Raw genomic sequence first — 26,405 nt, 5'->3', positions numbered from 1 at the left:
GCTCGCCGCGCGTCCGGGGCCGGACCCGGACGGTGTCGCACACCGTGTGAGCCCGTTGTCCGCCGAACGGGCGTATCCGGCCCCGGCATGCTGAAGACGGGGCGTGTCGCGGGGAGATGACCTCTCATGAGTCCCGCAGCGCGCCTCCCCCGCAGCCGCACCCGGCTGCGGACGCTCGTGCTGCTGCTCGCCCTGCTGATGCCGGGTTCGGCCGCCGAAGTCGCGACGGCGGCACCCGTCGCCGCCGTCGAACACGTCGAATACGACGTCTTCGACACGGCGTTCCGACCGGCTCCCTGCGCCCACCGTCGCGCCGTGCCGTTGCGGCCCGCACCACTGCCGACCCCGGCGCCCGGTGTCCCCGCCGACCGACCGCACCCCGCGCCGCCCCGGCCTCCGTACGCCCTGCACACCCTGCGCACCGTGGTCCTGCGCTGCTGACGGACGCCGCCCCCAGGCCCGTCCGGCGATCACACTCACGCGAGGAACATGTGAGGGAAAGAGTCATGCCCACAGACCCGTATGCGATCCTGCGCGCCCTGCTGCGCGCGGAGGCCGTGCGCAGCACACCGAAACCGCAGGCGAAGGAAGCGAAACCGCAGCAGCCTCCGGAGCACCGGGGCCGCTGACCGGTCGGCGGAGGCGGGCCCACCGCCTCCGCCGTTCCGTGCCGTGCCGTGCCGTGCCGTGCCGTGCCGAGAGGGGGTGGGTGATCTCGCGGCGAACGCGAATCCGCTGTCCACAGCCTGTGCACAGCGCTCGTGGAACGGGGACCCCCGCACCGCCCGGCCGAGGGCCGGCCCGTCGACCCAGGTCCATCAGCGACTCGGGCACGCCCAACCGGCTCGCCGCGACCGGCGTGCCCGGGCGCCTGGGCGCCTGGGCGCCTGGGCGCCTGGGCGCGAGGCCACCAGGACACCAGGCCACGAGGGGCCGAAGGGGCGAGGGCGCGAGGGGCCGAAGGGGCGAGGGCGCGAGGGCGTAGACCTCGGTCGGGAAGCCGGGCGCCGTCCATTTCTGGCCGACTTCTGCCGCCCACTCCCGCACCCGGCCGTTCGCCGCCCCAGGCGCCGAGACACCCGACCGATCGACCTGGACATCGGCGAGGCAGACCGGCGCCCTCTGCGCCGAGAACCGCCCGGCGATCATCCGGAGCGTCCCGGTCTTTCCGGTGCCGGTGGCGCCCGCGATCAGGCCGTGCCTGTTCAGCAGGCGGAGGAGGGTGCGGACCGGAGCCTGGAGCAGCCACTTCCCGTCCCACAACGGTGCGCCCAGGTGAGGGCGGGCCCGGTGAAGGCGTGCCCGGCGGCGATGTCGGCGGTGCTCGTCGACTCGCTCATCCGCAGACCATCGTTCCGTTTTACCCACGTTCGTCACATCTTTTCCAACGTCGCACTCCGGCTCCATGGCTGCGCCCGGAACGTCTGGACCGGTAGGCTTTCCGTGTGATCTTCAAGCGCATCGGAAACGGCCGGCCGTACCCCGACCACGGCCGGGAAAGCACCCGGCAGTGGGCGGACGTCGCGCCGCGCCCGGTCCGCCTCGATCAGCTGGTGACCACGAAGCAGCAGCTCGACCTGGAAACCCTGCTCGCGGAGGACTCCACGTTCTACGGCGACCTCTTCGCGCACGTCGTGAAGTGGCAGGGCGACCTGTATCTGGAGGACGGCCTGCACCGTGCGGTGCGGGCGGCACTCCAGCAGCGCCAGGTCCTGCACGCGCGCGTGCTCGAGCTGGACTGACCCTCCGCCAGAACCCCCGTCACCCGCCCCGGTCGAGCCTTCGGTTGACCCTTTCGGGTGCTTTCCCGCGCCCCGAGCGGTGTCGGATGATCGTTTATTCGTCACGGCCGCCCGGGCGCACTACGCTGCGCTCATGAGCATGCTGACTCCCCCCGGCATGGGCGGCAAGTACCGGATCACGGGGGACAAGTACCCCCGCATGCGCCCCCACCGACGCCGCGGCAGGCTGGTCGTCGTGGTCGTCTCCTGCGGTGCCGTGCTCGGCGTGGCCGGGTGGGGCACCCTTCAGCTCATCGACGTCTTCACGGGCGGCGGAGGAACGGCCACGGCCGCCGGAACCGGCTGCTCGACCAAGGCGACCAAGGCGAGCCCCGCGGCCTCCGCGTCGGTCGCCGCGGCCGCTGCGGGCGCGGTGCCCAAGCCCGCGCAGATCACCGTGAACGTCTTCAACGCCACCACCCGAAGCGGTCTCGCCAAGACCACCGCGGACGAGCTGAAGAAGCGCGGCTTCAAGATCGGCGAAGTGGGCAACGCCGCCAAGCAGTACGACAAGAAGGTCACCGGCACCGGGATACTGCTCGGCCCCGCGGCCTCGCTGAACACCTCGCTGCCCGTGCTCGCCACCCAGCTCACCGCCGCCGAGCGCCGCACCGACGCCGCCCGTACGGGGGCGGCCGTCGACCTGATCATCGGCAACGGCTTCAAGGCGCTGACCAGCCAGGCCGCCTCGGTCAAGGCACTGACGGCGCTGGCCGCGCCGCAGCCGACGGCGTCCACGAAGAAGGGCTGCTAGAACGCGAAGAGGGTGGAGGGGGAGGGGCTGCGAGCAGCCCCTCCCCCTCCACCCTCGCCGCACCGTCCGGCTGTCCGGCCTACTCGGCCTGTTCCACTTCTTCTGCTGCTCGACTTCTGCGGCTTGCTCGGCTTGCTCGGCTTGCTCGACTTATTCGGCCGCGCCGTACAGGCGGTCGCCCGCGTCGCCCAGGCCCGGGACGATGTAGCCGTGCTCGTTGAGGTGATCGTCCACCGCTGCCGTGACGACGGTGACCGGGGTGCCGGCGAGCTCGCGCTCCATGAGCTCCACGCCCTCCGGGGCCGCGAGCAGCACCACGGCCGTCACGTCGTCGGCGCCGCGCCGGATCAGCTCGCGGATCGCGGCGACCAGCGTGCCGCCGGTGGCCAGCATCGGGTCCAGGACGTACACCTGGCGGCCGAGGAGGTTCTCCGGCATGCGCGTGGCGTACGTGGACGCCTCGAGCGTCTCCTCGTTGCGGATCATGCCCAGGAAGCCCACCTCCGCCGTCGGAAGCAGCCGCATCATGCCGTCCAGCATGCCGAGTCCCGCGCGCAGGATCGGCACGACCAGCGGACGGGGGTGGGAGAGCTTGACGCCGGTGGTCGAGGCGACCGGCGTCTTGATGTCGACCTGTTCGGTGCGCACGTCACGCGTGGCCTCGTAGGCGAGCAGGGTGACCAGTTCGTCGGCCAGCCGGCGGAAGGTCGCGGAGTCCGTGCGCTGGTCGCGCAGCGTGGTGAGCTTGTGAGCGACCAGAGGGTGGTCGACGACGTGGAGACGCATGTCCACAACAGTAACCGGGCCGAACCCGCCCGACGCCCGCACAGACAGTGCACCTCACCCCCCGACTTAGGCCGTTGGCTGGCGTCAAACCGCCCGTCGGAGGGAAAGTGGGAGCAGGATATGGAGACGGACCGGGGTACCCGGGGTGGTGTGCTGATGCCTGAGCTGCCCAACCTGCCCGACAACGACTCGCCGGAAACGGCGCGGATGGCCGAGACCGACGCCGAGCGCCGAAGGCGCCGCGCCCGGTTCCTGCGCGAGCTGGCCGAGGCCCGCGAACTGCGCGACCGGGTCCAGCCGCGCCGCGCCAAGACCGCCCGCCTGCGCCGCGCGATGCGTATGCGCACCTTCCGCTGGTAGCGGTGGCCGTACGGGACTTGGGGCATACGGGGAAGATCGCCACCGTCACGGGTGTCACGTGGGGTGGACATGCGTGGCGCACGGGAAAGCCGCGTACGATCCGCTGATGGCGGCAACGAGTGCGCTGGTGAGTCACTCGCGGACGTAGTCATGGCCCTGCTCATGGACGTGCGATCAAAACCACCGGACACAGGGAGCCGAAGATGTCCCCTGGACGCCTTGTTTCTGCCACGATTCCGGGTGGGTGGGGCTCGGAGCCTGAGCTCTCTCCGCCCGTAACCTCCGCCGGGGGGACCCCCAACCGGCACGCCTAAGACCAGTGGGAGAGTCACGGTGTACTTCGCCGCACTGCTCGCGCGCACCGAAGACGGGTGGGAAGCGAGCGACACGGAGCTCGACGATGTGGAGACCCTGTCGGATCTGGCCGAGCTGGCCCGGGAGGCCTCTCCCGACGACGACACGGTGCTCGTGCTGATCGAGCAGGAGGACTCCTGGTTCGGGGTCGTCCGCATCGACGGCGAGGAGGACCCTCGCATCTTCGTCTCCGACGCCGCCGCCGCCGCCCGCAGTTCGTACGGCGAGATCCTGCTCACCGACGAACTGCTCGGAAGGGACCCGGGTGATGACGTCGACCTGGACGCCCTCGACCTCGACGGCACCGAGGACGGTGAGAACGAGGACGACGACGAGGACGAGGACGAGGGTGCCGTCAGCACCGTGAACGGCTCGGCCGAGGCCGTGCCGCACGGCCCGGTCGGCGACGCCGGCATCCTCGACGACCTCGGCGTCGGCGAGAAGGAACTGAGGTCGCTGTCCGCGGACGCGGTCACCGAGATCGCCGACGCCCTGGGCGCCTCGGAGGTCCTGGAGACCGTCCGCTGACCGCACCAGGAACGGCGCCCGATCCCCTGCGCGACCGGTGGCGGGCCGCGATGAGGCTCGCCCTGGACGAGGCACGGCTGGCCGTCCGGGGCGGGGACGTCCCGGTCGGCGCCGTCGTGCTGGCTCCGGACGGCACGACGGTGCTCGCGAGGGGCCACAACGAACGTGAGGCCGGCGGCGATCCGACGGCCCACGCGGAGGTGCTCGCCGTCCGGCGGGCGGCGGCCGCGCTGGGCGAGTGGCGGCTGTCCGGCTGCACGCTCGTGGTGACCCTCGAACCGTGCACGATGTGCGCGGGCGCGATCGTGCAGTCCCGGGTGGACCGGGTCGTCTACGGGGCCCGCGACGACAAGGCGGGCGCGGCCGGCTCCCTCTGGGACGTCGTCCGCGACCGACGGCTCAACCACCGACCCGAGGTCGTCGAAGGCGTCCTCGCCGAAGAGAGCGCCGGACTCCTCACGGAGTTCTTCCGGGACCGGTGATCCGCCCCGAATACCGATTTCAAACCGGGGCCCGCATTGCTGTAAGGTCTCCCTCGGTAGCGTGTCCGAGCGGCCGAAGGAGCTCGCCTCGAAAGCGAGTGTGGCGCAAGTCACCGAGGGTTCAAATCCCTCCGCTACCGCTTGTGGACGAAGGGTCCGGCTCTATGAGCCGGGCCCTTCGCTCGTTCGCCGGGCGCTCGCGGGGCTCGGGTCGCTTGCCCAGGTACGTCCAGGCGAGCGCGCCGACGACCGGGGCGCCGAGCATGAAGAGCAGCCAGAGCAGCTTCGGTAGATATCGGACGCGCTGCCCGGGAGTACGGACGCAGTCGAAGAACGCCCTCACGCACAGCAACGTCACGAGGACCATCGGGACGACGGACAGCATCACCATCAGGGTCCTCGGGACGACGGGCAGCAGTTCCAGCATTTCCCTCCCCTTCCCTTCTCTTCTGTTCGTTTTCGCTCGCCGCCTGTCGGCGCTCGACCCTTCATCGGATGAGGACCCGCGAACGGTTCACGAACGCGCCGGGACACTCAAAAAGCGGTGTGAAAATCGCACTTCCGGTTACACTCGCCGCCGGCAGCAGGCCCGAGTGGGCGCATACAGGGGAGGCCAGGTGGCGGTGAACGCCAAGAAGATCGCCGTCTACGTACTCGTGGTCTTCGCGCTCTACGTGATCATCACGGACCCGGCGAAGGCGGCGGACTACGTCCAGATAGGCTTCCAGGGCATATCGGACGCCGCCAAGGCCGTCGGTGACTTCTTCACCTGGCTCGCCGACGGGGCCAAGTAGCACGCGCTGGGAGTGCCCATGATCCGCCACCTGGTCCTTTTCAAGCTCAACGAGGGCGTCGAGCGCGACGACCCCCGGGTCGTGCAGGGTGAAGCGGCTTTCCGGGCACTCGACGGTCACATCGAGGAACTGCGCTTCTGGGAGCTGGGCTGGAACATCAGCGACCGGCCCATCGCCTACGACTTCGCGATCAACTCGGCGGTCGAGGACGTGGACGCGCTGAAGCGCTACCTCGAGCACCCGGCCCACCAGGCGGGCGTCGCACTGTGGCGGGAGTTCGCCACCTGGGTGGTCGCCGACTACGAGTTCTGAGCCGCTCCTCCCGCACGCCGCATCGGCAGTACGGAGCCCTCCGCCGGACAGCGGGGGGCTTTCTCACGTCCGGAACCGGGGCGACGGCCCAACTTCACCCTCAACACGGGGTTATGGGGTGCTTGCACACAGTGCACATGTCTTGTGATGCTATGACCGCTTTTGACGGATGAGTTGACCGATGTTGACCTGACGAAGAGGTGGCGTTGACCGTGTCGGCCAGTACTGCGCCGCCTCAGGAAGAGGCACCCCCGGCACCCGCCCCGGCACCCGCTTCGGAAGCCGCCTCCGCGCCCGCGCCGGCGTCCACCCCGGCACCGGCTCCCGTGCCCGCCCTGGAAGCCGTTCCGGCGGCCGTCCCGGAGACCGAGCCGGAAACCGCCCCGTCGCCCGAGCGGCGCCGAGGGGCCGACACCCGGGCGCTGACCCAGCTGCTCTTCGGTGAACTGAAGGAGCTCCAGCCGGGCACGCCGGAGCACAACCGCGTGCGCGGGGCGCTCATCGAGGCCAACCTCCCGCTCGTGCGCTACGCGGCCGCCCGCTTCCGCTCCCGCAACGAACCGATGGAGGACGTCGTCCAGGTCGGCACCATCGGCCTGATCAACGCCATCGACCGCTTTGACCCGGACCGGGGCGTGCAGTTCCCGACGTTCGCCATGCCGACGGTCATCGGCGAGATCAAGCGCTACTTCCGCGACAACGTCCGCACGGTCCACGTACCGCGCCGGCTGCACGAGTTGTGGGTGCAGGTCAACAGCGCGACGGAGGACCTGACGACCGCCTTCGGCCGCACCCCGACGACGGCCGAGATCGCCGAGCGACTGCGCATCGGCGAGGACGAGGTGCTCTCCTGCATCGAGGCGGGCCGCTCGTACCACGCCACCTCGCTGGAGGCGGCCCAGGAGGGCGACGGCCTGCCGGGCCTGCTGGACCGTCTCGGCTACGAGGATCCGGCGCTGGACGGCGTGGAGCACCGCGACCTCGTGCGCCACCTCCTGGTCCAACTCCCCGAGCGCGAGCAGCGGATCCTCCTGCTGCGCTACTACAGCAACCTCACGCAGTCCCAGATCAGCGCGGAACTCGGCGTGTCCCAGATGCACGTGTCCCGGCTACTCGCGCGTAGCTTCCAGCGGCTTCGCTCGGCGAACCGCATCGAGGCGTGACGCGGACCCACGCGGGCACACGCTGACACGCTCCGACACGTCACTCGATCCGGGATCGCAAGCCTGACCGAGACGTCACCCCTGGGAGCGAATCACTCAAAGCCGCCGTTCCGACGGATCTGGGCTGAAATACCGTCAGACCCCCTTTTTCCAGGGCCGTTTCGTAACTCACATGTCGACATGTCACTACAGCGTGTTGCCGACATGTGACATTCTGCCGGAAGCGCGTTTGCCGAGGCTTCGGCTCCGGTATTCAGGTGAAGGCTGACGTTCCTCAAGCGGGAATGTTCGCCGCGACCGTCCCGCGACCCAAAGGGGGTGGCATGTCCGCAGATCAGGGCAGCTCGAAGGTGCTCACGCTCACGAAGAGCGAGTCCGCGCCCAGCGCGCCTGTGGAGCCCGTCGTACTCGACGTGCTCGACGACGTCACGGCACCCGAGGCCACTCCGGCCCCGGCCCTCACGGCCACGGGGGCCATCGACACCCGCACCCTGTCCCGCTCCCTGTTCCTGCGACTGGCCACCCTCGCCGAGGACAGCCCCGAGCGCATGTACGTCCGGGACACCCTCATCGAGCTCAACCTCCCCCTCGTGCGCTACGCGGCGGCCCGCTTCCGCTCGCGCAACGAACCGATGGAGGACATCGTCCAGGTCGGCACCATCGGCCTGATCAAGGCGATCGACCGCTTCGACTGCGAACGGGGCGTTGAGTTCCCGACGTTCGCCATGCCGACGGTCGTGGGCGAGATCAAGCGCTTCTTCCGCGACACGTCGTGGTCGGTGCGCGTCCCGCGCCGCCTCCAGGAGCTGCGCCTGGCCCTCACCAAGGCCAGCGACGAGCTCTCCCAGAAGCTGGACCGCTCTCCGACGGTCGCCGAACTCGCCGCGGTACTGGGCGTGTCCGAGGAGGACGTCGTCGACGGCCTCGCGGTCGGCAACGCCTACACGGCCTCCTCGCTGGACTCCCCGGCCCTGGAGGACGACGGCGGCGAGGGTTCCCTGGCCGACCGCCTCGGCTACGAGGACACGGCGCTGGAGGGCGTGGAGTACCGCGAGTCGCTGAAGCCGCTGCTGGCCAAGCTCCCGCCGCGCGAACGCCGCATCATCATGCTGCGCTTCTTCGCCAACATGACCCAGTCCCAGATCGGCGAGGAGGTCGGCATCTCCCAGATGCACGTCTCCCGTCTGCTGACCCGGACCCTGGCGCAGCTGCGCGAGGGCCTCATCTCCGACTAGCGAGCAGCGATCGGCCGGATCGGGTCCAGGGCTTCCTTCCTGACGGGGCGTCATACACACTGACGCGATGCGAAGTCCGACACGGGCATGTGGCCGCCGGGGCGCCTTGTGGGGCGCGTCGGCGGCCGCCGTCGTGGTGGCGGCGGGTCTGCTGGCCGGCTGCGGGGGCGACGGCCACAAGGGCGGCTACGTCGCCGTCGGCTCGGCCGGCGAGACGGCACCGCCGGGTTCGCACCCGGGTGCCTCGGCGGACCCGACGGGCGGGGTGCGACTCGTCCCGCTGGACGGAGCGAGTGACTCCCCCGAGAGGAGATCCTCCCCCGGCGCCACGGCGGGAGAGACGGCCGGGAGCACGGCCGGAAACGGGGCGGGGGGCACAGCGGCGGGGGGCGTGGAGCCCGGCGCCGCCTCCCAGACCGCCGCCCCGGGTGTCTCGGGCCCTTCTGGCTCCCCGGCCGCCGAAGGCGGCGCCTCAGGCTCCACCGGCAGCGCAGGCTCCACGGGAGGTACGCCCCCCGGCTCGCCCGCACCGGCGCCCACGGCCCCGTCGGGCAGCGCGCCCGCGGAACCGGCCTCCCTGGCCGTGAGCGATCCCGTCCGCGCGGATACGGACCAGCGGTGGTGCGAGGCGGTGACCCTCACCTTCCGCAACTCCGGTGGCACCGCGGTGCGTTCCGGCACGGTCACCTTCGGGACGCATGTCGTCGACGCGCTCGGCATCGACTGGGCCACGCGCGAGTCGACGGCCGCGCTCCCGACACCGATCGCCGCGGGCACGCGCAAGGAGAAGAGCTGGACGGTCTGCGTCGACGCCTGGCGCGTACCGCTGGGCATGCACATCGAGACGCGGGACGTCTCGGTCCGGTGGGAATGAGGAACCAGCACCGGCGGGGCCGAACGGTGGCGAAGAGGGGACCGAACGGTGGCGAAGGGGACGAACGGTGGCGGGTGCGCCGTAACGCCGTGGTGAACACGGCCGTTGACGCACCCGGTCACAGCGTCCGGTGTGGGCCTGCGGTTACTTCAGCGCCAGCCAGGCGACCGCCGCGACGATCACGACCGCGGCGACGATGCCGACGATCAGGCCGATGCGGGGCCCGGCCTGAGTAGGAGCCGGCTGAGCGGCGCGGGGGGCGCCGTCGTCGACGAACGCGCGGAACATCTGGGTGCTGCCGGCGGGGTCGTGGTTGCCCTGGGGGCCCTGCGTGTTAGCCATGGGCCGAGACACTAGCGAAAATGCGCGGGGCGGCCCAAGTGGGGGTCTCGAGTCCGGACGACCGGGGACCCTGCGGAAGCGACCGACCGCCCGGGGTCCGGGCATGCCCGGCGCCTCACCGGTCGCCTTGCCCGCACCGCCCCATCCGGCCACCTTGCGAGAGCCAGGGACAGGACGAGAGCCAGGGAGAGGGCGAGCGACCAGGGACAGGGCGACGGCCTGAGCGAGGGCCGAGGCGACGGCGACGGCCTGGCCCAGCATGCGCGAGACCGTCGTCAGCCCCCGGTCCGTCCGGCCGAACAGCCGCACCACCCCCTGGGCAGGGGCACCCGCAGCGCCGACCCGAGCCCCGAGGACCGCCAGCAGCACTCCTGCCTGGACATTTACCGCCGCAATACTTGCCTTTGCCAACTTTTTGCGGGACCGGCCGCCGTTTTATTTGCCTGTAGCAACCAACCGCTCTTATGGTTGCCCTAAGCAACAACTTGGGAGGTGTGATGGCGGGGCAGGCGCAGTACGAGGAGCTGGCGCGTCAGCTCAGCGCCGTCGGAGCGGTGAAGCGGGACCTCGGGCGGATCCTGCCGCACGACTGCTCAGCGGGCTCGGCCGGCGTGCTGGCCCTCCTCGGCCGCCACGGCGACATGCGCATGAGCGCGCTCTCCGAGCTGCTCGCCGTCGACATGTCCGTGACCAGCCGACATGCCGCGCACCTCGCCGACCGGGGCTGGATCGAACGCTCCCCCGATCCGGCGGACAAGCGCTCCCGCATCCTGCACCTCACCCCCGAGGGTCACGCGATGCTCGTCGAGCTGTCACGCCGGAGCACCGAGCTGCTCGCGGAGCGGCTGGGCGACTGGACCGACACCGAGGTCGGCCAGCTCATCGGACTGCTGACCCGGCTGCGCGCCAGCTTCGGCGACTGCCGCACGATCGCGCACCGGCCGCCGCCCCCGCCCACGCCCCCGCCTCCCGTTCCCGTAAGCGAACAGACGCAGACCACCCGTACACCCGCAGCAACGTAAGAAAAGGAAGCCCATGGCAACGACCACACCAGCCGGTGTGCGGGCTCACGCGAAGCACGGCGGAGGGTCCCACGGCTCCGCCGAGGCCGCTCCGATGACCCACCGGCAGATCATGGAGGCGCTCTCCGGGCTGCTGCTCGGAATGTTCGTGGCGATCCTGTCGTCCACGATCGTCACCAACGCCCTGCCCGAGATCATCGGCGACCTGGGCGGCGGCCAGTCCGCCTACACCTGGGTCGTCACCGCCGCGCTGCTCTCCATGACCGCGGCCACGCCCCTGTGGGGCAAGCTCTCCGACCTGTACAGCAAGAAGGCGCTCGTCCAGATAGCGCTCGTCATCTATGTGCTGGGATCCGCGGCCGCCGGTCTGTCGCAGAATCCGGCCATGCTCATCGCCTGCCGTGTCGTCCAGGGCATCGGCGTCGGCGGTCTCTCCGCCCTCGCGCAGATCGTGATGGCCGCGATGATCTCCCCGCGTGAGCGCGGACGTTACTCCGGCTACCTCGGCGCGACCTTCGCCATCGCCACCGTCGGCGGCCCGCTGCTCGGCGGTGTGATCACCGACACCTCGTGGCTCGGCTGGCGCTGGTGCTTCTACGTCGGTGTGCCGTTCGCGGTCATCGCGCTGATCGTGCTGCAGAAGACCCTGCACCTGCCCGTCGTCAAGCGCGAGGTCAAGGTCGACTGGGGCGGCGCGTTCTTCATCTCCGCCGCGGTCTCCCTGCTCCTGCTGTGGGTCACCTTCGCCGGTGACAAGTACGACTGGGTGTCGTGGCAGACGTACACGATGGTCGGCGGCTCGATCCTGCTCGGCCTGCTGTTCGTGCTGGTCGAGTCCAGGGCCAGCGAGCCGATCATCCCGCTGCGGCTGTTCCGCAACCGCACCATCACGCTGTCGTCGCTGGCCTCGCTCTTCGTGGGTGTCGCGATGTTCACCGGCACCGTCTTCTTCAGCCAGTTCTTCCAGCTGGCCCGGGACAAGTCGCCGACGATGTCGGGCGTCATGACGATCCCGATGATCGGCGGTCTGTTCATCTCCTCCACGGTCTCCGGCCAGTTCATCACCCGGACCGGTAAGTGGAAGATCTGGCTGGTCAGCGGTGGCGTGCTGGTGACGGCGGGCCTCGGCCTGCTGGGCACCGTCCGGTATGACACGGACTACTGGAAGATGGCCGTCTTCATGGCCCTGCTGGGTCTCGGCATCGGCATGATGATGCAGAACCTGGTGCTGTCCACGCAGAACCAGGTGAGCCCGGCCGACCTCGGCTCGGCCAGCTCCACGGTCACGTTCTTCCGTTCCCTCGGCGGTGCGGTCGGCGTCTCCGCGCTGGGCGCCGTGATGGCCCACCGCATCACCGACTACGCCCAGGACGGCATCGCCGACCTCGGTCCCAAGTACGCCTCCCTCGCCTCCGGTTCGAGCTCCTCGAGCGAGATCCCGGACATGGACAAGCTGCCCGCGCCGCTGCGCACGGTCATGGAGAGCGCGTACGGCCACGGCATCGCGGACGTGTTCCTGATCGCGTCCGTCCTGGCCCTGCTCGCCTTCCTGATCACCCTGTTCATCAAGGAGGTCCCGCTGCGGACCAAGGGCGCGATGGCGCAGGCGGCCACAGCGGCGGAGACGCCGGCCACGGCCCCCGTCGAGGGTGTGACCGCCACCACGGCTGCGACCGCCACCACGGCCACGGCCACGGCTCGCGCCGAGGAGAACGTCCCCAGCTGGGCGGTGGCCGAGACGGCTGCCGAGCCGGGTCAGGAGGCCGGTCTCCAGGGCATGCAGCGGCTCGCCGCCGTCGCCACCGCCGAAGCCCCCCAGGCGCCCTCGGGCGGCATCCCGGTGCACGGCTTCGTCCGCGGCGCGGAGAGCGCGCCCGTCCCGCAGGCCGCCGTCACGCTGATCTCGCTCGCCGGGCGCCAGCTCGGCCGGTCGGTCGCGCAGGGCGACGGCTCCTACGCCCTGGACGCGCCGGGTACGGGTTCGTATGTGCTGATCGCCTCCGCCGACGGTTTCCAGCCGCAGGCGTCCACGATCGTGGTGAACGGCGAGCCGGTCGCGTACGACATCCTGCTCAGCGGGACCAGCGGGCTCAGCGGTGCCGTGCGCGCCGCCGAGTCGGGTGAGGCCGTCAAGGACGCGATGGTGATCGTCACCGATGTGCGCGGCGATCTGCTGGCCACCGCGGCCACCGGTGAGCAGGGAGAGTTCTCCTTCACGGAGCTGGTGCCGGGTGCTGTGACCGTCGCGGTGAACGCCGTCGGGTTCCGGCCGCGCGCCCTGCCCGTGGAGATCGGCGTGACGGGTGTGACCCGCACGGAGGTCGTCCTCGACGCGGGCGCCCAGCTCCAGGGCGTCGTCCGGGCGCCGTACGGGCCACTGGCCGACGCGCGCGTGACGCTCGTGGACGCGGCGGGCAACGTGGTCGGCACGGCCACCACCGGCGCGGACGGGGCGTACGCCTTCGCCGACCTCGACGGCGGCGAGTACACGGTCATCGCGACCGGCTACCCGCCGGTGGCCACCGCGTTGACCCTGGCGGGCGCCGGCGTCGACGGACACGACATCGAGCTCGCCCACCCCGGCGAGTAGTTCGGACAGTTGTCGGCTCCGGCCCGGTGCGGGGCGAACCCCCGCACCGGGCCGGTTCCAGTTCTGAGGAGTACGTGAGATGGGACTGACCGCGAAGATCCGTACGCGGGACGGGTGGGCCGTGTCGCACGCGGTCGTCACGGTGACCGACATGGCGGGCGGCCAGGTGCTGCGCGCCGAGGCGGACGGGGAAGGAGCCGTACGGGACGCGACCGCGCTCGCCCCTGGGGCGTACACCGTCATCGTCACGGCCGTCGGGTACGCTCCGGCGGCTTCCAGCGCGATCGTGACGGCCAGTGGGCGCGCGGAGGTGGGGAGCGTGACCCTGGCCCGGCGGGGCGGCACGGAACTGCCCCCGCCCGGTCCCTGGACCGTCGATCCGGCGCACTCCGCCGTCGGCGCGGTCGCCCAGCACCTGGGCATCTCCAGCGTGCGCGGGCGGTTCACGGAGTTCTCGGCGGCGATCGAGATCGCCCCTGCCGACGTCGCCGGGTCCCGCGTGGAGGCGGTGATCCGGGCGGCCTCCATCGACACCGGCAACGCCATGCGCGACACCCACCTGCGCTCGGCGGACTTCCTGGACGTCGAGTCGTACCCGGAGATCACCTACCGCTCCACCGGCCTGACCCCGGCCGGCCCCGACCGCTGGACCGTCCACGGCGACCTGTCCCTGCACGGCGTCGCTCGCCCGGTCGACCTGGACCTCGCCTACCTGGGCACCGGTTCCGACCCCTGGGGTGGCACCCGGGCCGCCTTCCGGGCCACGGCGGAACTGCACCGCGAGGACTTCGCGATGAACTACAACCAGGTCGTCCAGGCGGGCATCGCGGCCATCGGCACGACTCTCAAGGTGGAACTGGACGTCCAGGCGGTGCAGGGGGACGCACTGCCGCAGGCGTAGGGACAGCCGTAGGGATGGGGCTGGGAGCAGGGGTGGGCTGCAGGAAGGGTGGGGCTGCAGGAGGACGGGGTTGCAGAAGGGTGGGTTTGCAGGAGGGTGGGGCCGGACGTGGGCGTAGGCACGGCAGGGTCAGCCGGAACGGGCGGCCCTGCGCCTAGGCTGGCTCCATGGCACCGAACATCGCGACGAACACCAAGGTCTCCCTGGACGAGTTGCTGGACTTCGTACGGCCCCGGCACCGCGCGATCCTGCTGACCCGGCGCGCCGACGGCAGCTCCCAGGCCTCGCCGCTGACCTGCGGGGTCGACGACTCCGGGCGGATCGTCGTCTCCACCTACCCCGAGCGGGCCAAGACGCGCAACGCCAAGCGGGACGAGCGGGTCGGCGTCCTCGTACTGAGCGACGACTGGAACGGGCCGTGGGTCCAGATCGACGGCACGGCCGAGGTGATCGACGCGCCGGACTCCGTCGAGGCGCTCGTGGAGTACTACCGCAACATCGCCGGCGAGCACCCGGACTGGGACGAGTACCGGCAGGCGATGCTGAAGCAGGGCAAGTCGATCATCCGGGTCACGCCGGAGCGGTGGGGGCCGGTGGCGACCGGCGGCTTCCCGGCACGGCTGGTCGCCGACCAGGAGTCCTGAGGCCGCGGGAGTCAGGGGGCGCGGCCAGAGCCGTAAGCCCCGCGAGCCGGGGAGTCCTGAGGCCGCGCGCAGGAATCCGGAGGCCACGGCCAGAGCCGTAAGCCCGCGAGCCGGGGAGTCCTGAGGCCGCGGAGCGAAAGTCCTCGGGCTCAGCCGCGTTCCACCATCGCCTCGATGCCCGCGATCAGCAGGTCGAGGGCGAAGGCGAAGTCGCGGCCCATCATCTCCGCGACCGTGTCGCCACCGCGGGCCGCCATGAGGCTCTTCGACTCCTCGATGATCTCGGCGGTCTGCGGGGCGCCGGCGGTCGCGGTCATGGCCTGCTGGAAGTACTCGTCCGGGGTCAGGCCGGTGTCGGCGACCCGTGCGAAGAAGTGGCCCTCGATCGTCCCGTAGCCGTACACGAACTGGAAGACGGCCGAGATCGCGCCGGTGATGCCGTGCGCGGGCAGGCCGGTGCGGCGGACGATCCGCTGGACCGTGCGGGAGAAGACCAGCGAGTTCGGGCCGATGTTGAGGTAGTGGCCGGCGAGCGGGGACAGCCAGGGGTGGCGAACCAGCAGCCCGCGGTACGCCGAGGCCAGCGCGCGCAGCTGCTCGCGCCAGTCGGCTTCCTCGTCCTCCGGGTCGGGCAGCTCCGTCAGCTCGCCGAAAGCCGCGTCCAGGGCGAGTTCGAGCAGGTCGTCCTTGGTGTCGACGTACCAGTACACGGACATCGCCGTCACGTTCAGCTCGGCGGCCAGCCGCCGCATGGAGAACTTGGCGAGCCCCTCCGCGTCCAGGAGCCGCACGGTGGTCTCGGTGATCCGGTCCCGGTCGAGCCCCGAGGGCTGCCCCCCGCCACGGCCACGCCGACGTGCCTTGCCTTCCAGCCACACACTGTGATGTGCGGCGCCCCTGGCGGTCTCGGCCATGGCAGGGCACCTTCCTTCCGGTAACTGGGGAAGATGCTAGGCCGCGGCGGCCGGTGGGCGCGGGTCGGGGACCGCCCTGACATGCGACTCCACCCGCCCGAACAGGTGCTGGTCTCTTCTACGGGGCCGCCAGAACCGGGGGCTCCTCCTTGCGCTCGGCACGGCTCAGCAGGGCCGCGGCCACCACCCCGCCCAGCAGCACGGCCGACGCCCCCAGCAGCAGACTGGTCTCAAGGCCGGAGGAGAACGAGTCGATCAGCCGTGTCTTCTCCGACGCCGAGGTCGCCGCCGCCAGCGCCACCGGCAGGGACACCGCCGCGAACCGCGCGTTCAGCACGGCGCCGAGGACGGCCACCCCGAGTCCGTTGCCGAACTCGCCCAGCGTCCCGTTGATCCCGGCGCCCACGCCGGCCTTCGCCGGCGGGATCGAACTCATGATCGCGTGCGCCATCGCCGGGCCGGCGACCGCCGTCCCCGCGCCGATGAGCAGCAGCCCGAGCAGCGTCCCGGCGTAACCGCCGGAGGCGAGCGTGGCGATGGACACCAGGCCCGTCGCCATCAGCGCCATCCCCACCAGCACCGACACCGGCCCGCCCAGCCTGGCCAGCACTTTCGCCGACAGTCCGGTGAAGTTGAGGGCCACCACGGTCAGCGCCAGCGGCGCGGTCCGCAGCCCCGCCTCCAGGGGGCCGTAGCCGAGGACGAACTGGAGATGCTGGGTGAGCAGGAACAGCGCGCCGCCCATCCCGAAGGTGACCAGTACCGTGCCGGCGGCCGCGCCCGTGAACCGTCGGTCGCGGAAGAACGCCAGGTCGAGCATGGGGTACCGGATCGTGCTCTCCCAGTGGGCGAACAGGGCGAGGACGACGATCGCCAGCCCCGCGCTCACCAGGACCCGTGACGACGTCCAGCCGTGCGAGGGGCCGGAGATGATCGCGAACACCAGCGAGGTCATGCCGATGGTCGAGAGGAACGCGCCGAGCAGGTCGGGACGGTCGCCCTGCGGGTTCTTCGTCTCGGGGACCAGGGCGACCACGGCCACCAGGCCCAGCGCGGCCACCGGCAGGTTGATCAGGAAGATCGCGCCCCACCAGTAGTGGTTGAGTACGAAGCCGCCGATGAGCGGGCCGGTCGCGAAGCCCAGCGAGTTCACCGCGGCCCAGACGCCTATCGCCCTCGGCTGCTCCTCGGACCGGAAGACCTGCATCACCACGGCGAGGGTGGTGGTGAAGAGCAGCGCCCCGCCCACTCCCATGCCGGCCCGCGCCGCGATCAGCTGGGCGGTCGTCTGCGAGAAGCCGGCCGCCAGGGAGCCGGTGCCGAACAGCGCCAGGCCCGCGACCAGCATTTTCTTACGGCCGTATCGGTCGGCGGCGCTGCCGGCGGTGAGCAGCAGACCGGACTGCACCAGCGAGTACGCGTTGATCATCCACTGGATGTCGGCGGTGGACGCGTCGAGCTCCCGGGTGAGCGAGGGGATCGCGACGTTCAGGACGGTGTTGTCGAGCAGCACGGTGAGCTGCGCCAGGCAGATGACACCGAGGATCAGCCAGCGCTGGGGGTGGCCCGGGGAGTTGCCCTGGGGGGACGGGGGCGTAGTCATGGTCTACACCGTAGATCTACTCCCATACGGTGTACAATAAAGTTGTTCGGGGGCGTGCGGGAAACACGAGGAAGGGCGGCGACCGTGGTCACCGCCCTTCCTCGCGTACTCGCCTACGCGCGGTACGTCAGCTGCTCGCCTTCTGTGTCAGGTCGTAGAAGGTGGCCGAACCCACCGTCACCTTCTTGAAGTTGGCCTCCACCCATGAGCTGATCTGCGAGGACGTGCCGCTGCTGCTGCCGCCCATGCCGCCGCCGGAGCCACTGCTGATGAAGTAGTGGATCCTGCCGTCGGCCACGTACTGCTTGAACTGGGCCAGCGACGGGGAGGGGTCGGTGCCGTTGAAGCCGCCGATCGCCATCACCGCGTCACCCGTGGCGAGCTGGTAGCTCGCGGCGTTCTGCGCGCCGATCGCGGCAGCCGCCCAGGTGTACTCGCCGGAGTCGGCCTCCAGCAGCTTCTTGGCCTCGTCGGTGACCGAGGCGCCGTTGAGCAGACCGCCGACCCCGCCTCCGCCGCCCATTCCGCCGCCGTCGCCGGTCTGGCCGCCGGGACCGCCCTGCTGGTTCTGGCCCTGGCCCTGGGTGCCGCCGTTGCCGTTCTGGGTGCCGCCGTTGCCGTTCTGCTGGTTCTGGCCGGGCATGCCCCCGCCGGGGAAGCCGCCCGTGCCGCCGCCCTGCTGGTTCTGGCCCTGCGTGCCGCCGTTGCCGTTCTGGGTCTGGCCGCCGGGGCCGCCGGCGAAGCCGCCTCGGCCGCCGCCCCCGCCCGGACCGCCGCCGCCCATCATGGACGCGCCCGCCGGACCCGCCGTGACGATGGAGCCGGTGTGGCCCTCCTGCAGCGTGCTGACGGTGTACGCCGTCGGTCCGGCCAGCGCGGCCAGCAGGCCCACGGAGGCCGCCGCGAGGGCGAGCTGACGGTTGATCCGGCCTGCGAAGGTCAGGCCGAGCGCGGCGGCGAGGCCGCCGATCAGGACCAGCCACTTCAGCCACGGCAGGTAGTCGGAGGTGCGGTTGAGCAGGACATAGCTCCAGGCCGCGGCCGCCACGACCGAGGCCGCGAGGGTGATCGAGGCCCAGATCTCGGACCGCTTCTCCCACAGGAGCCCGGCGCCCATGCCGATCACGGCCGCCATGTAGGGGGCGAGGGCCACCGTGTAGTACTGGTGGAAGATGCCCGCCATGTAGCTGAAGACGAGGGTGGTGATCAGCAGCGAGCCGCCCCACACCAAAAACAGACCACGGGTCGTCGAGGTCCGCTTCAGTTTCCGGGTGGCGACCAGGCCGCCGACGAGCAGGATCAGCGCGGCCGGCAGCAGCCAGGAGATCTGGCCGCCGATCTCGGAGTTGAACATCCGGTCCCAGCCGGTCTCACCCCACTGGCCGGTGTTGCCACCGCCGCCGCCACCGCCGACGCTGCCGGTCTCCTCGCCGTTCAGGCGGCCGAGACCGTTGTAGCCGAAGGTCAGTTCCAGGAAGGAGTTGTTCTGCGAGCCGCCGATGTAGGGGCGGGAGGAGGCCGGCCACAGCTCGACGATCGCCACCCACCAGCCGCCGGACACGATCAGCGCTCCGGTGGCCACGGCCAGCTGCCCGAACCGCTTCTTCAGGCTCACCGGGGCGCAGACCGCGTACACGATCGCCAGCGGCGGCAGGATCAGGAAGGCCTGGAGGGTCTTGGCGAGGAACGCGAAGCCGATCGCGACCCCCGCCCACACCAGCCACTTCGTCCGGCCGTCCTCCAGCGCGCGGGCCACCGTGCAGCAGGCCACGGCCATCAGCAGGGCCAGCATCGCGTCCGGGTTGTTGAACCGGAACATCAGCGCGGCGACGGGCGTCAGCGCCAGCACGGCGCCCGCGACCAGACCGGCCCCGGCGCTGAACCGGCGACGCACGGAGGCGTACACGACGGCGACCGTGCCGACGCCCATCAGCACCTCGGGGACCAGGATCGCCCACGTGTTCAGGCCGAAGATCCGGACCGACAGCGCCATCGGCCACAGCGAGGCCGGGGGCTTGTCGACGGTGATCGCGTTGCCGGCGTCGAGCGAGCCGAAGAACATCGCCTTCCAGCTCTGGCTGCCGGCCTGGACGGCCGCCGAGTAGAAGGAGTTGGCGTAGTCGGAGGCGCTCAGGTTGTACAGGTAGAGGAAGAGGGTGGCGGCCAGCAGGCCGAGGAAGGCCGGGCGTGCCCAGCGGGGGTCCTCGGGGCGGCCGCGCCACAGTCTGCGGTGCAGGGGCTGGTTCGGCTCACCCGATCCGGGGGCCGGGACGGCCGTCTCCCGGGCGTCGGGGTCGGTGCCGGCCGACGCCGTGGTCGGCCGCGGATCCCAGGTCGTCGTCTGATCGAGTTCGGTGGTCATCGGGCGTCCCCCGGGTCGGTGTCGTGGGGGCGGCGCACCGGCTGCAACTGCATGGTGGCGTCCCTCCAGGTGCCGTCCGCGGCTTCGCCGGCGCGGAACTGAGTGGTCGTGTCGTGGTCGTGCGGATGCACGATGTGCCGCTGCGGCAGCGGCAACGACTGCGACTGCTGCTGCGACTGCTGCTGCTGCTGCGCGGACGGGCCGCCGGTCCCCGGAGTACCGGTCGGATACGTCGGCGCGGAGGCGTGGTGGGCATGGGGAGCGGGCGGGACGTGGGGACCATGGGCGCCGTGGGGAGCGGGCGGGACGTGGGGACCATGGGCGCCGTGGGAGGCGTCGGCGGAGGCCGGCACGCGGGTCGTCGTCGGCTCGTCGCCCTCGCGCCGGTCGGAGAACACCCACACCCGGAAGAGCAGGAAGCGCAGCACGGTCGCCGCGAGGTTGGCGGCGATGAGCACCGCCAGCTCGGTGGAGTGCGCGGGGCTGGACGTCGCCGTGTTCAGGGCGAAGAGCGAGCCGCTGGTCAGCGCGAGGCCGATGCCGAAGACGACCAGGCCCTGGGCCTGGTGCTTGACGGCCCCGCCGCGGCCACGCACCCCGAAGGTGAGCCGGCGGTTGGCGGCGGTGTTGGCGACGGCCGACACCAGCAGCGCGAGCGCGTTGGCGACCTGGGATCCGCCGAACTGGCGGAAGACGGTGTAGAGCAGCAGGTAGAAGAGGGTGGAGAGACCACCCACGACACAGAAGCCGACGAGCTGGCGGGCCAGGCCCTTGGGTACGTCCATGATGTCTCGGTCGCGGGGGTCGTCGCCGAACGGCCTGGTCAGCCGGTCCAGGGAGAGCGAACCGGTGGCCAGCGCCCGGCCCACGCGCCATACCCCCTTCAGGTCGTCGGTCGCCGTCTTCACGATGTGCACCGTGGAGTCCGGGTCGTCGACCCAGTCGACCGGCACCTCGTGGATACGGAGGCCGGCACGTTCGGCGAGCACCAGCATCTCAGTGTCGAAGAACCAGCCGGTGTCTTCCACCAGGGGGAGCAGAATCTGTGCCACATCACGCCGGATCGCCTTGAACCCGCACTGCGCGTCCGAGAAGCGGGCCTGTAGCGAGCCTCGCAGGATGAGGTTGTACGCGCGGCTGATGAACTCCCGCTTCGGCCCGCGCACCACGCGGGAGCTGCGCGCCAGCCGGGAGCCGATCGCCAGGTCCGAGTGGCCGGAGATCAGCGGCGCCACCAGCGGCAGCAGTGCGTTGAGGTCGGTGGACAGGTCCACGTCCATGTACGCGAGGATCGGGGCGTCCGACGCCGACCAGACGGTCCGCAGCGCGCGGCCGCGGCCCTTCTGCTCGAGGCGGAAGTTCTCCACCTCCGGGATCCGCGCCGCCAGCCGCTGCGCCACCAGGGGGGTGGTGTCCGTCGACGCGTTGTCCGCGATCGTGATGCGGAAGGAGTACGGGAACGTACGCGTCAGATGGTCGTGCAGTCTCTGGACGCACGGCTGGAGGTCCTTCTCCTCGTTGTAGACGGGGATCACTACGTCCAGGACAGGCGTACCGGCTGTGGCGGCCGGGAGGTGCTCCCGCGCCGGCAGGGTGCCGGGAGAAGAGTCGGTTCGCATGGCAACGACTTTCGTCAAGCGCCCTGTTGCACCCATGTGGTGGCACTGTGCTCGACCTGTGAGTCGAGTTGCCAGTTCGTTTCGGGCGCGGGCTGGGGCACGGCGGGGGCAAGGGCCGGCAGATGCACCGTGAACACGGTCTGCCCGGGCACGCTGTCCACCGTCACGGCGCCGCCGTGCGCGGTCGCCACGGCCTGCACGATGGCGAGGCCGAGCCCGGTCGAACCGGTGGTGCGGGAGCGCGCCGTGTCGCCGCGGGCGAAGCGTTCGAAGACGTGCGGGAGCAGATCCGCCGGGATGCCCTGGCCGTTGTCCTGGACGTCCACGCACAGCCACGGCCCGCGCTGCTGCACGCGTGCGGTGACGGTCGTACCGGGTGCGGTGTGCGTCCGGGCGTTGGCGAGGAGGTTGACGAGGACCTGCTGAAGCCGTGCGGCGTCGGCGGAGACGAGCGCGGGCTCGTCGGGAAGTTCCAGGCGCCAGACGTGGTCACGTCCGGCGGCGCGGGCGTCGCTGATGGTGTCGATGACCAGGGGGACCAGGTCGGTCTGCTCGAACTGCAACGGGCGGCCCGCGTCGAGCCGGGCGAGCAGGAGCAGATCCTCGACGAGGAAGGTCATCCGCCCGGCCTCGGACTCGATACGCCCGAGGGCGTGCCGGGTGTCGGGTCCGACCTCCTCCCGTCCACGCCGGGTCAGCTCGGCGTAGCCCCTGATGGAGGCGAGGGGCGTACGGAGCTCGTGACTGGCGTCCGCGACGAACTGGCGGACCCGCATCTCGCTCTCCTGGCGGGCGTGCAGGGCGCCGTGGACGTGGTTCAGCATCCGGTTGAGCGCGGCGCCGACCTGCCCGACCTCGGTGTGCGGATCGGTCTCCGCCTCCGCGACGCGCTCGCTGAGGTTGACCTCGCCGGTGTGCAGGGGGAGTTCGGAGACCCGGGTGGCGGTGGCGGCGACCCTGCGGAGGGGGCGGGTGGCGACATTGACCATGACGGTGCCCGCGAGGGTGGCGGCGATGAGACCGGCGACGGTGAGGCTGATCTCGACGAGGATCAGGGTGTTGATGGTGTTGTCGACCTCCGCCGTGGGGATGGCCACGTAGTAGCTGGAGGTGTCGTTGCTGGCGTACTTGACGCGGTAGTCGCCCAGACCGGGGATCTCCACCGAGTGCATCTTTCCGTCCTGGGAGACGGAGTTGAGCACCTTGATCTGAGCCTCCGTGAGCGGTTTGTTGCTCATCGAGAAGTCCGTGGACTTCACGCCACGCTCGGCCTCGGTGATGGTGCCGTTCACGACCTTGGCCGCGATGGTGCTGTCCGACTGGGGGCCCTGAACCAACTGCGCCAGGCCGGGCGCCTGCGCCCTGGCCTGCTGCTGGCTGGGCGTGCCGACGCCGCTCTTCTGCTGGTTGGGCGGTCCTCCGAGGTCGCCGCGAGGCGCCGCACGCGCCGCGACCTCACCCAGTCGGCCGTTGAGCTGGCCGTACAGGTGATCCCGCAGCACCAGGGTGGTCACGGTGCCGATCACGGCGCAGACCACGGCGATCAGGGTCACGGACACGACGACCAGCCGCGTCCGCAGGGTGCGCGGCTGTCCCGCTCGTCTCTTCTGCGCACGCGGCCGTCGTCGCCCGCTCATGAGACGGCGGGCTTGATCAGGTATCCGGCTCCGCGCCGGGTGTGGATCATCGGTTCGCGTCCCGCGTCGATCTTCCGTCGCAGGTAGGAGATGTACAGCTCGACGACATTGGCCTGGCCTCCGAAGTCGTACGACCAGACCCGGTCGAGTATCTGGGCCTTGCTGAGCACGCGCCGCGGGTTGCGCATCAGGAAGCGCAGCAGCTCGAACTCGGTGGCGGTCAGATGGATGTTGTCCCCGGCCCGCGACACCTCGTGACTGTCCTCGTCGAGGGTGAGGTCCCCGACGACGAGCACGGAGTCGGAGCGCCGGTCGGCGGCGCCGGAGCGCCGGATGAGTCCACGCAGCCGCGCCACGACCTCCTCGAGGCTGAACGGCTTGGTGACATAGTCGTCGCCGCCCGCGGTGAGGCCGGCGATACGGTCCTCGACCGCGTCCTTGGCCGTCAGGAACAGCACCGGAACGTCCGGCAGCTCACGACGCAGCCGCCCCAGGACGGTCAGCCCGTCCATGTCGGGGAGCATCATGTCGAGGACGACGGCGTCCGGACGGAACTCCCGGGCGGTCTGGATGGCACCCGTGCCGTCTCCCGCGCTCCGGATCTGCCATCCCTCGTAGCGCAGCGCCATGGACAGCAGTTCGGTGATCGACAGCTCGTCGTCCACCACAAGCACTCGGACGGGGCTCCCGTCCGGCCTCAGCAGTTCGGTGCGCCCCTGGGGCGAGGTCGTGGTCATGGTGAACACCTTGGCCGGGCCCCCTGAGAGCACTCTTTCACTAATCTGTGATTTACCTGAGAAACGCACAGGCGCCTCTCAGGCAACACCTGGGAAGCACTTGCTCCGCATCGACTTCGGCGGAAGGTTTGCCCGGTACGGCCTGCTGTGCGGCCCTCAGGACGCGCGCTCCGTGAGAATCGCCTGGGTCGTCCGCTCGAACCCGTGGCTGTGCTCCACCTTGGCGATGTGCAGGCAGTAACGCTCGTACCAGTGCGCCCGCCCGTACTCCTTGGCCGCCCGGTGCTCGGCGTGCGCCCGCCACCGCTCGATCCCGTCGAGGTCGCGGAAATACGCGACGGTGATCGACAGTCCGCCGGGGGTGCGGGCCGAGTCCTCACCCAGGAACCCCGGGATGTCCTTCACCAGCTCACCCAGACGCTCGGCGGTCTCGCCGTATCCGGCGTCCTCCTCGGTGCGCACAGACGTGAAGACGACGGCGTAGTAAGGGGGTTGATGTGCGGCAACAGGTGCAGTGCGCTGTTCGCTCATGTCATCCACGATCGGCCGGGCGCCTTGCCCCGGTCCAGCCTTCTTGCCGAAAGGGATCCCGGAGGGATCCGACTCTTTACCCGGCCCGACGGCCCACCCGGCCCAAGTCGTCGGCAGGCTGCGCCCTTTCCCTGGCTGTCCGCTCCCCGCACGGCCCTCTCAGAACAACCCGTCCTGACGGTGCTCCTCCGCAACTTCGAAGGCCCGTACGGGAAAGGCGGGCCGAAGCTCTGATTCGCCGCCCTCCACCGGAACCAGCCGCCATCCCCGCATCAACCGTGTGTCGAGTACGACCACCCCGCCCGTGGCCGCCAGATGCAGATCGGGACCGGCGGCCGCCACGAGCTCCCCGCTCACCGCGCCCCCGGGGACGAGCTCGCGCACCTCGCCGAGGGCCGCCGGTGCCCCGGCGAGCCCGAACACGCGCATGTGATCGACGGATCGGAACAGCGCACGCTCCAACGACTCGGGCCAGCCGCCCAGTTCCACGGCCCGCCCGTACACCTCGCGGATCTCACCGGCCCGTTCCTCCTCCGCTTCGGGCAGCGTGGCCCGCACCGCCCGTTTCTCGGCGTAGGGAATGCGGTCCGGCACCCGCAGAGCGGCCCGCAGCAGCTCCTCGGTGCGCCGCGCGGCCATCAGCGGCCCGCTGCCGAGCCAGCTGAAACAGACGGCGCCCTGCTCCAGCAGCCGTGCCGAGCCCCGCTCGGCCGCAGTGATCCCGACCTTCACCAGGCCGGGCCCGAACCACGCGAGGTACACGCGGTAAGGCCGCGGGTCGTCGGCCACCCGGTCCGCGGCGACGGAGTGCGCCCGGTCCAGCCGCGCGCACTCCTCGCAGCGCCCGCCCGTGCTCCTCCCGGGCACGACCACCCGCCGGGGACACGCATGCCCCCGAGCTCCCGCGCACTCCCGCACGCCCCCCTCCACCACGCCGAAGGAGACCCGCTTCCCCCAGGACAACGGGCTACGACGCCCCCCGTCCCACATCAGCTCGGGCCCCTCCGCCGACCACCGCAGCCCCGCGCACTTCCATGCCTGTGCCATCACCCACCACGGTAGGCCCGGGCACTGACAACACGGACAGGACAGGACCTCGGGCGCGCCCCGCGAGCCGACGCCCGACGCATCCCGGGTGCCCGCCCCCGGCCCACGGGCCCCGGACCCGCATCCCCCACTCCGACCGGAGCCGCACCCCCGGCGGCTTTCCCCACCCGGCAAGACGCAGCCCCCAGGTGACCAGCGCACTCACCCGCACGCTCACCAGCCCGCCGGAAAGTCGTCTGGGAGTCGGTCACTCCACACACTCGTCGTTCGCGTAGCCCCCTCCTCGGCCGGACGACCGACCATTGGCCGCTGCCGCGCCGCTCACCGGCCCGCCACCCGTACCTCGTGCATGGTCTCCCCGCCGTCGACATCAATCCCATCGAGCCGGGGAACCTCACCCGCATGTTCGCCCTGCGGGCCCGCCGCGCCGGCCTCCGGGTCATCCCGCTCCGGAACACCTGGCATCCTCCGCCACTCGCAGATCGCCATGACGATGGAGGTCTACGCGGAGGCGAGCGAAGAGGAGGTGCGCCCGCCGCGCTCGGCAAGCTGTCCGCAGCGATGGGTGCCGGCGAAGGGGGCTGACATCAGCCTCTGACATCAACCGTTGCTGTACTTCGCTGCTGTACGCCCTCGAAACAACAAAGACCCCGGAGTGATCCGGGGCCTTTGACGTGTGTGCACTCGGCAGGATTCGAACCTGCAACCTTCTGATCCGTAGGATCGGGCAACGCGCCGGAAGGTCGCTCCGCCTCCGACCGTGGTGATCGTTGTCGAGGGCGGATGACAGTCGGTGTGTGTCGTCGTTGCCGTCAGAGCTGCCGTCAAAGCTCGAACGTTGACGCGATTTCAGCTGCCAGCTTTCGGGACCGTTGTGAACTGGCTGACACAACCCTGAGCTGTATGAATAGCTTGGGGCGACCACAGCCCTCTGTTTGGCCTGTTCTGACTGACTTAGGGGGACAGCCTCGCCTGCCAACGGGAAGGCACGGGCACCCGCCCGACGGCCGGGCTGCACCGCTGAATTCATTGC

Annotated in this window: 27 protein-coding genes, 1 tRNA gene and 3 pseudogenes; 18 read left to right on the top strand and 13 right to left on the bottom strand. The window is 70.8% G+C overall.

The genetic code is table 11. From position 1 onward, the window contains the following. Positions 1-126 precede the first annotated feature (126 nt). Together ACIPFH_RS23695 and ACIPFH_RS23690 are read left to right on the top strand one after the other, a co-directional pair. Positions 127-441, top strand: coding sequence for a hypothetical protein (locus ACIPFH_RS23695; RefSeq protein ID WP_401829085.1), 315 nt, complete (start codon positions 127-129; stop codon positions 439-441). A gap of 65 nt (positions 442-506) precedes the next feature. Next, entirely contained in the window at positions 507-629 is a 123-nt protein-coding gene (locus ACIPFH_RS23690; RefSeq protein WP_356261971.1) for a hypothetical protein, read from the top strand. A gap of 346 nt (positions 630-975) precedes the next feature. Here the strand turns inward: ACIPFH_RS23690 and ACIPFH_RS23685 are convergent. Beyond that, positions 976-1,340 (bottom strand): annotated as a pseudogene (locus ACIPFH_RS23685) (helicase HerA-like domain-containing protein); the annotation flags it as partial. Between the two features lie 105 nt (positions 1,341-1,445). Between ACIPFH_RS23685 and ACIPFH_RS23680 the strand changes: the two are divergent. Then, on the top strand, positions 1,446-1,742 hold the full coding sequence (locus ACIPFH_RS23680) for a type II toxin-antitoxin system VapB family antitoxin (protein ID WP_004943146.1): 297 nt from the start codon (positions 1,446-1,448) through the stop codon (positions 1,740-1,742). 157 nt (positions 1,743-1,899) lie between these two features. After that, a complete protein-coding gene (locus ACIPFH_RS23675) occupies positions 1,900-2,535 on the top strand; it encodes a LytR C-terminal domain-containing protein (protein WP_401829249.1) in 636 nt (211 codons plus the stop codon). Positions 2,536-2,685: 150 nt separating this feature from the next. On the opposite strand, the gene upp is transcribed toward ACIPFH_RS23675, so the two are convergent. Further along, positions 2,686-3,321: a uracil phosphoribosyltransferase gene (upp, locus tag ACIPFH_RS23670; RefSeq protein WP_356265920.1), complete on the bottom strand. Its 636-nt coding sequence runs from the start codon at positions 3,319-3,321 to the stop codon at positions 2,686-2,688. A gap of 156 nt (positions 3,322-3,477) precedes the next feature. On the opposite strand from upp, the gene ACIPFH_RS23665 reads away from it, so the two are divergent. From ACIPFH_RS23665 to ACIPFH_RS23650, 4 genes are all read left to right on the top strand, one after another. Beyond that, the gene (locus ACIPFH_RS23665) at positions 3,478-3,681 is read left to right on the top strand and encodes a hypothetical protein (protein ID WP_401829259.1); all 204 of its coding nucleotides are present in this window, start codon (positions 3,478-3,480) and stop codon (positions 3,679-3,681) included. 333 nt (positions 3,682-4,014) lie between these two features. After that, a complete protein-coding gene (locus tag ACIPFH_RS23660) occupies positions 4,015-4,563 on the top strand; it encodes a hypothetical protein (RefSeq protein ID WP_401829082.1) in 549 nt (182 codons plus the stop codon). A gap of 50 nt (positions 4,564-4,613) precedes the next feature. Further along, the gene (gene tadA / locus ACIPFH_RS23655) at positions 4,614-5,045 is read left to right on the top strand and encodes a tRNA adenosine(34) deaminase TadA (RefSeq protein WP_356265929.1); all 432 of its coding nucleotides are present in this window, start codon (positions 4,614-4,616) and stop codon (positions 5,043-5,045) included. A gap of 55 nt (positions 5,046-5,100) precedes the next feature. Continuing rightward, a tRNA-Ser gene (locus ACIPFH_RS23650) sits at positions 5,101-5,185 on the top strand. Here the strand turns inward: ACIPFH_RS23650 and ACIPFH_RS23645 are convergent. Then, complete coding sequence (locus ACIPFH_RS23645; protein ID WP_401829079.1) at positions 5,167-5,472, bottom strand: PLDc N-terminal domain-containing protein; 306 nt, start codon at positions 5,470-5,472, stop codon at positions 5,167-5,169. The genes ACIPFH_RS23650 and ACIPFH_RS23645 overlap by 19 nt on opposite strands. A 190-nt stretch (positions 5,473-5,662) precedes the next feature. Here ACIPFH_RS23645 and ACIPFH_RS23640 point away from each other — a divergent pair, with 190 nt between their 5' ends. The 5 genes from ACIPFH_RS23640 to ACIPFH_RS23620 all read left to right on the top strand — a co-directional run bounded on the left by ACIPFH_RS23640 (position 5,663) and on the right by ACIPFH_RS23620 (position 9,423). Next, positions 5,663-5,839: a hypothetical protein gene (locus tag ACIPFH_RS23640; RefSeq protein ID WP_200728596.1), complete on the top strand. Its 177-nt coding sequence runs from the start codon at positions 5,663-5,665 to the stop codon at positions 5,837-5,839. 18 nt (positions 5,840-5,857) lie between these two features. Next, on the top strand, positions 5,858-6,151 hold the full coding sequence (locus tag ACIPFH_RS23635; RefSeq protein WP_356248541.1) for a Dabb family protein: 294 nt from the start codon (positions 5,858-5,860) through the stop codon (positions 6,149-6,151). 212 nt (positions 6,152-6,363) lie between these two features. Next, the gene (locus tag ACIPFH_RS23630; RefSeq protein WP_401829076.1) at positions 6,364-7,314 is read left to right on the top strand and encodes an RNA polymerase sigma factor SigF; all 951 of its coding nucleotides are present in this window, start codon (positions 6,364-6,366) and stop codon (positions 7,312-7,314) included. Between the two features lie 323 nt (positions 7,315-7,637). Further along, on the top strand, positions 7,638-8,549 hold the full coding sequence (locus tag ACIPFH_RS23625) for an RNA polymerase sigma factor SigF (RefSeq protein WP_356248539.1): 912 nt from the start codon (positions 7,638-7,640) through the stop codon (positions 8,547-8,549). A gap of 67 nt (positions 8,550-8,616) precedes the next feature. Next, positions 8,617-9,423, top strand: coding sequence for a hypothetical protein (locus tag ACIPFH_RS23620; protein WP_401829073.1), 807 nt, complete (start codon positions 8,617-8,619; stop codon positions 9,421-9,423). Between the two features lie 144 nt (positions 9,424-9,567). Here the strand turns inward: ACIPFH_RS23620 and ACIPFH_RS23615 are convergent, their stop codons facing one another. Next, positions 9,568-9,765 (bottom strand): hypothetical protein, encoded by a 198-nt coding sequence (locus ACIPFH_RS23615; RefSeq protein ID WP_328481029.1) that lies wholly within the window; start codon positions 9,763-9,765, stop codon positions 9,568-9,570. A 497-nt stretch (positions 9,766-10,262) separates the two neighbouring features. On the opposite strand from ACIPFH_RS23615, the gene ACIPFH_RS23610 reads away from it, so the two are divergent. From ACIPFH_RS23610 to ACIPFH_RS23595, 4 genes are all read left to right on the top strand, one after another. Then, the gene (locus tag ACIPFH_RS23610; protein WP_356248537.1) at positions 10,263-10,787 is read left to right on the top strand and encodes a MarR family transcriptional regulator; all 525 of its coding nucleotides are present in this window, start codon (positions 10,263-10,265) and stop codon (positions 10,785-10,787) included. 13 nt (positions 10,788-10,800) lie between these two features. Next, on the top strand, positions 10,801-13,377 hold the full coding sequence (locus tag ACIPFH_RS23605; protein WP_401829070.1) for an MFS transporter: 2,577 nt from the start codon (positions 10,801-10,803) through the stop codon (positions 13,375-13,377). Between the two features lie 79 nt (positions 13,378-13,456). Continuing rightward, on the top strand, positions 13,457-14,278 hold the full coding sequence (locus ACIPFH_RS23600) for a YceI family protein (RefSeq protein WP_401829067.1): 822 nt from the start codon (positions 13,457-13,459) through the stop codon (positions 14,276-14,278). Positions 14,279-14,445: 167 nt separating this feature from the next. Then, positions 14,446-14,922, top strand: a complete 477-nt coding sequence (locus tag ACIPFH_RS23595) for a PPOX class F420-dependent oxidoreductase (RefSeq protein ID WP_356248534.1) — start codon at positions 14,446-14,448, stop codon at positions 14,920-14,922. A gap of 149 nt (positions 14,923-15,071) precedes the next feature. On the opposite strand, the gene ACIPFH_RS23590 is transcribed toward ACIPFH_RS23595, so the two are convergent. The 9 genes and pseudogenes from ACIPFH_RS23590 to ACIPFH_RS23550 all read right to left on the bottom strand — a co-directional run. Further along, complete coding sequence (locus tag ACIPFH_RS23590; RefSeq protein WP_359121831.1) at positions 15,072-15,836, bottom strand: TetR/AcrR family transcriptional regulator; 765 nt, start codon at positions 15,834-15,836, stop codon at positions 15,072-15,074. A 118-nt stretch (positions 15,837-15,954) separates the two neighbouring features. Next, complete coding sequence (locus ACIPFH_RS23585; protein WP_401829064.1) at positions 15,955-17,439, bottom strand: MFS transporter; 1,485 nt, start codon at positions 17,437-17,439, stop codon at positions 15,955-15,957. A gap of 127 nt (positions 17,440-17,566) precedes the next feature. After that, complete coding sequence (locus tag ACIPFH_RS23580; RefSeq protein WP_401829061.1) at positions 17,567-19,801, bottom strand: ArnT family glycosyltransferase; 2,235 nt, start codon at positions 19,799-19,801, stop codon at positions 17,567-17,569. Continuing rightward, entirely contained in the window at positions 19,798-21,420 is a 1,623-nt protein-coding gene (locus tag ACIPFH_RS23575; protein ID WP_401829058.1) for a glycosyltransferase, read from the bottom strand. The genes ACIPFH_RS23580 and ACIPFH_RS23575 overlap by 4 nt, the downstream gene beginning before the upstream one ends. Positions 21,421-21,434: 14 nt before the next feature. Next, the gene (locus ACIPFH_RS23570) at positions 21,435-23,057 is read right to left on the bottom strand and encodes an ATP-binding protein (RefSeq protein ID WP_401829055.1); all 1,623 of its coding nucleotides are present in this window, start codon (positions 23,055-23,057) and stop codon (positions 21,435-21,437) included. After that, positions 23,054-23,794, bottom strand: coding sequence for a response regulator transcription factor (locus tag ACIPFH_RS23565; RefSeq protein ID WP_062645116.1), 741 nt, complete (start codon positions 23,792-23,794; stop codon positions 23,054-23,056). Before ACIPFH_RS23565 ends, ACIPFH_RS23570 begins: the two co-directional genes overlap by 4 nt. Before the next feature lie 156 nt (positions 23,795-23,950). Continuing rightward, positions 23,951-24,325 (bottom strand): antibiotic biosynthesis monooxygenase family protein, encoded by a 375-nt coding sequence (locus ACIPFH_RS23560; RefSeq protein WP_401829052.1) that lies wholly within the window; start codon positions 24,323-24,325, stop codon positions 23,951-23,953. A 159-nt stretch (positions 24,326-24,484) separates the two neighbouring features. Next, positions 24,485-25,372 carry a DUF2797 domain-containing protein gene (locus ACIPFH_RS23555; RefSeq protein ID WP_401829049.1) on the bottom strand — a complete coding sequence of 296 codons (888 nt, stop codon included), beginning with the start codon at positions 25,370-25,372 and terminating at the stop codon, positions 24,485-24,487. Then, positions 25,293-25,604 (bottom strand): annotated as a pseudogene (locus tag ACIPFH_RS23550) (HGxxPAAW family protein); the annotation flags it as partial. The gene ACIPFH_RS23555 and the pseudogene ACIPFH_RS23550, both read right to left, overlap by 80 nt. Before the next feature lie 143 nt (positions 25,605-25,747). Between ACIPFH_RS23550 and ACIPFH_RS23545 the strand changes: the two are divergent. Beyond that, positions 25,748-25,957 (top strand): annotated as a pseudogene (locus ACIPFH_RS23545) (site-specific integrase); the annotation flags it as partial. Between the last annotated feature and the right edge of the window lie 448 nt (positions 25,958-26,405).

Origin of the sequence: Streptomyces sp. NPDC088157 (assembly GCF_044741545.1) — a bacterium.
Classification (GTDB): domain Bacteria; phylum Actinomycetota; class Actinomycetes; order Streptomycetales; family Streptomycetaceae; genus Streptomyces.
Note: the sequence above shows the minus strand (reverse complement) of the source record. Positions and strands in the feature narration are given on the sequence as shown.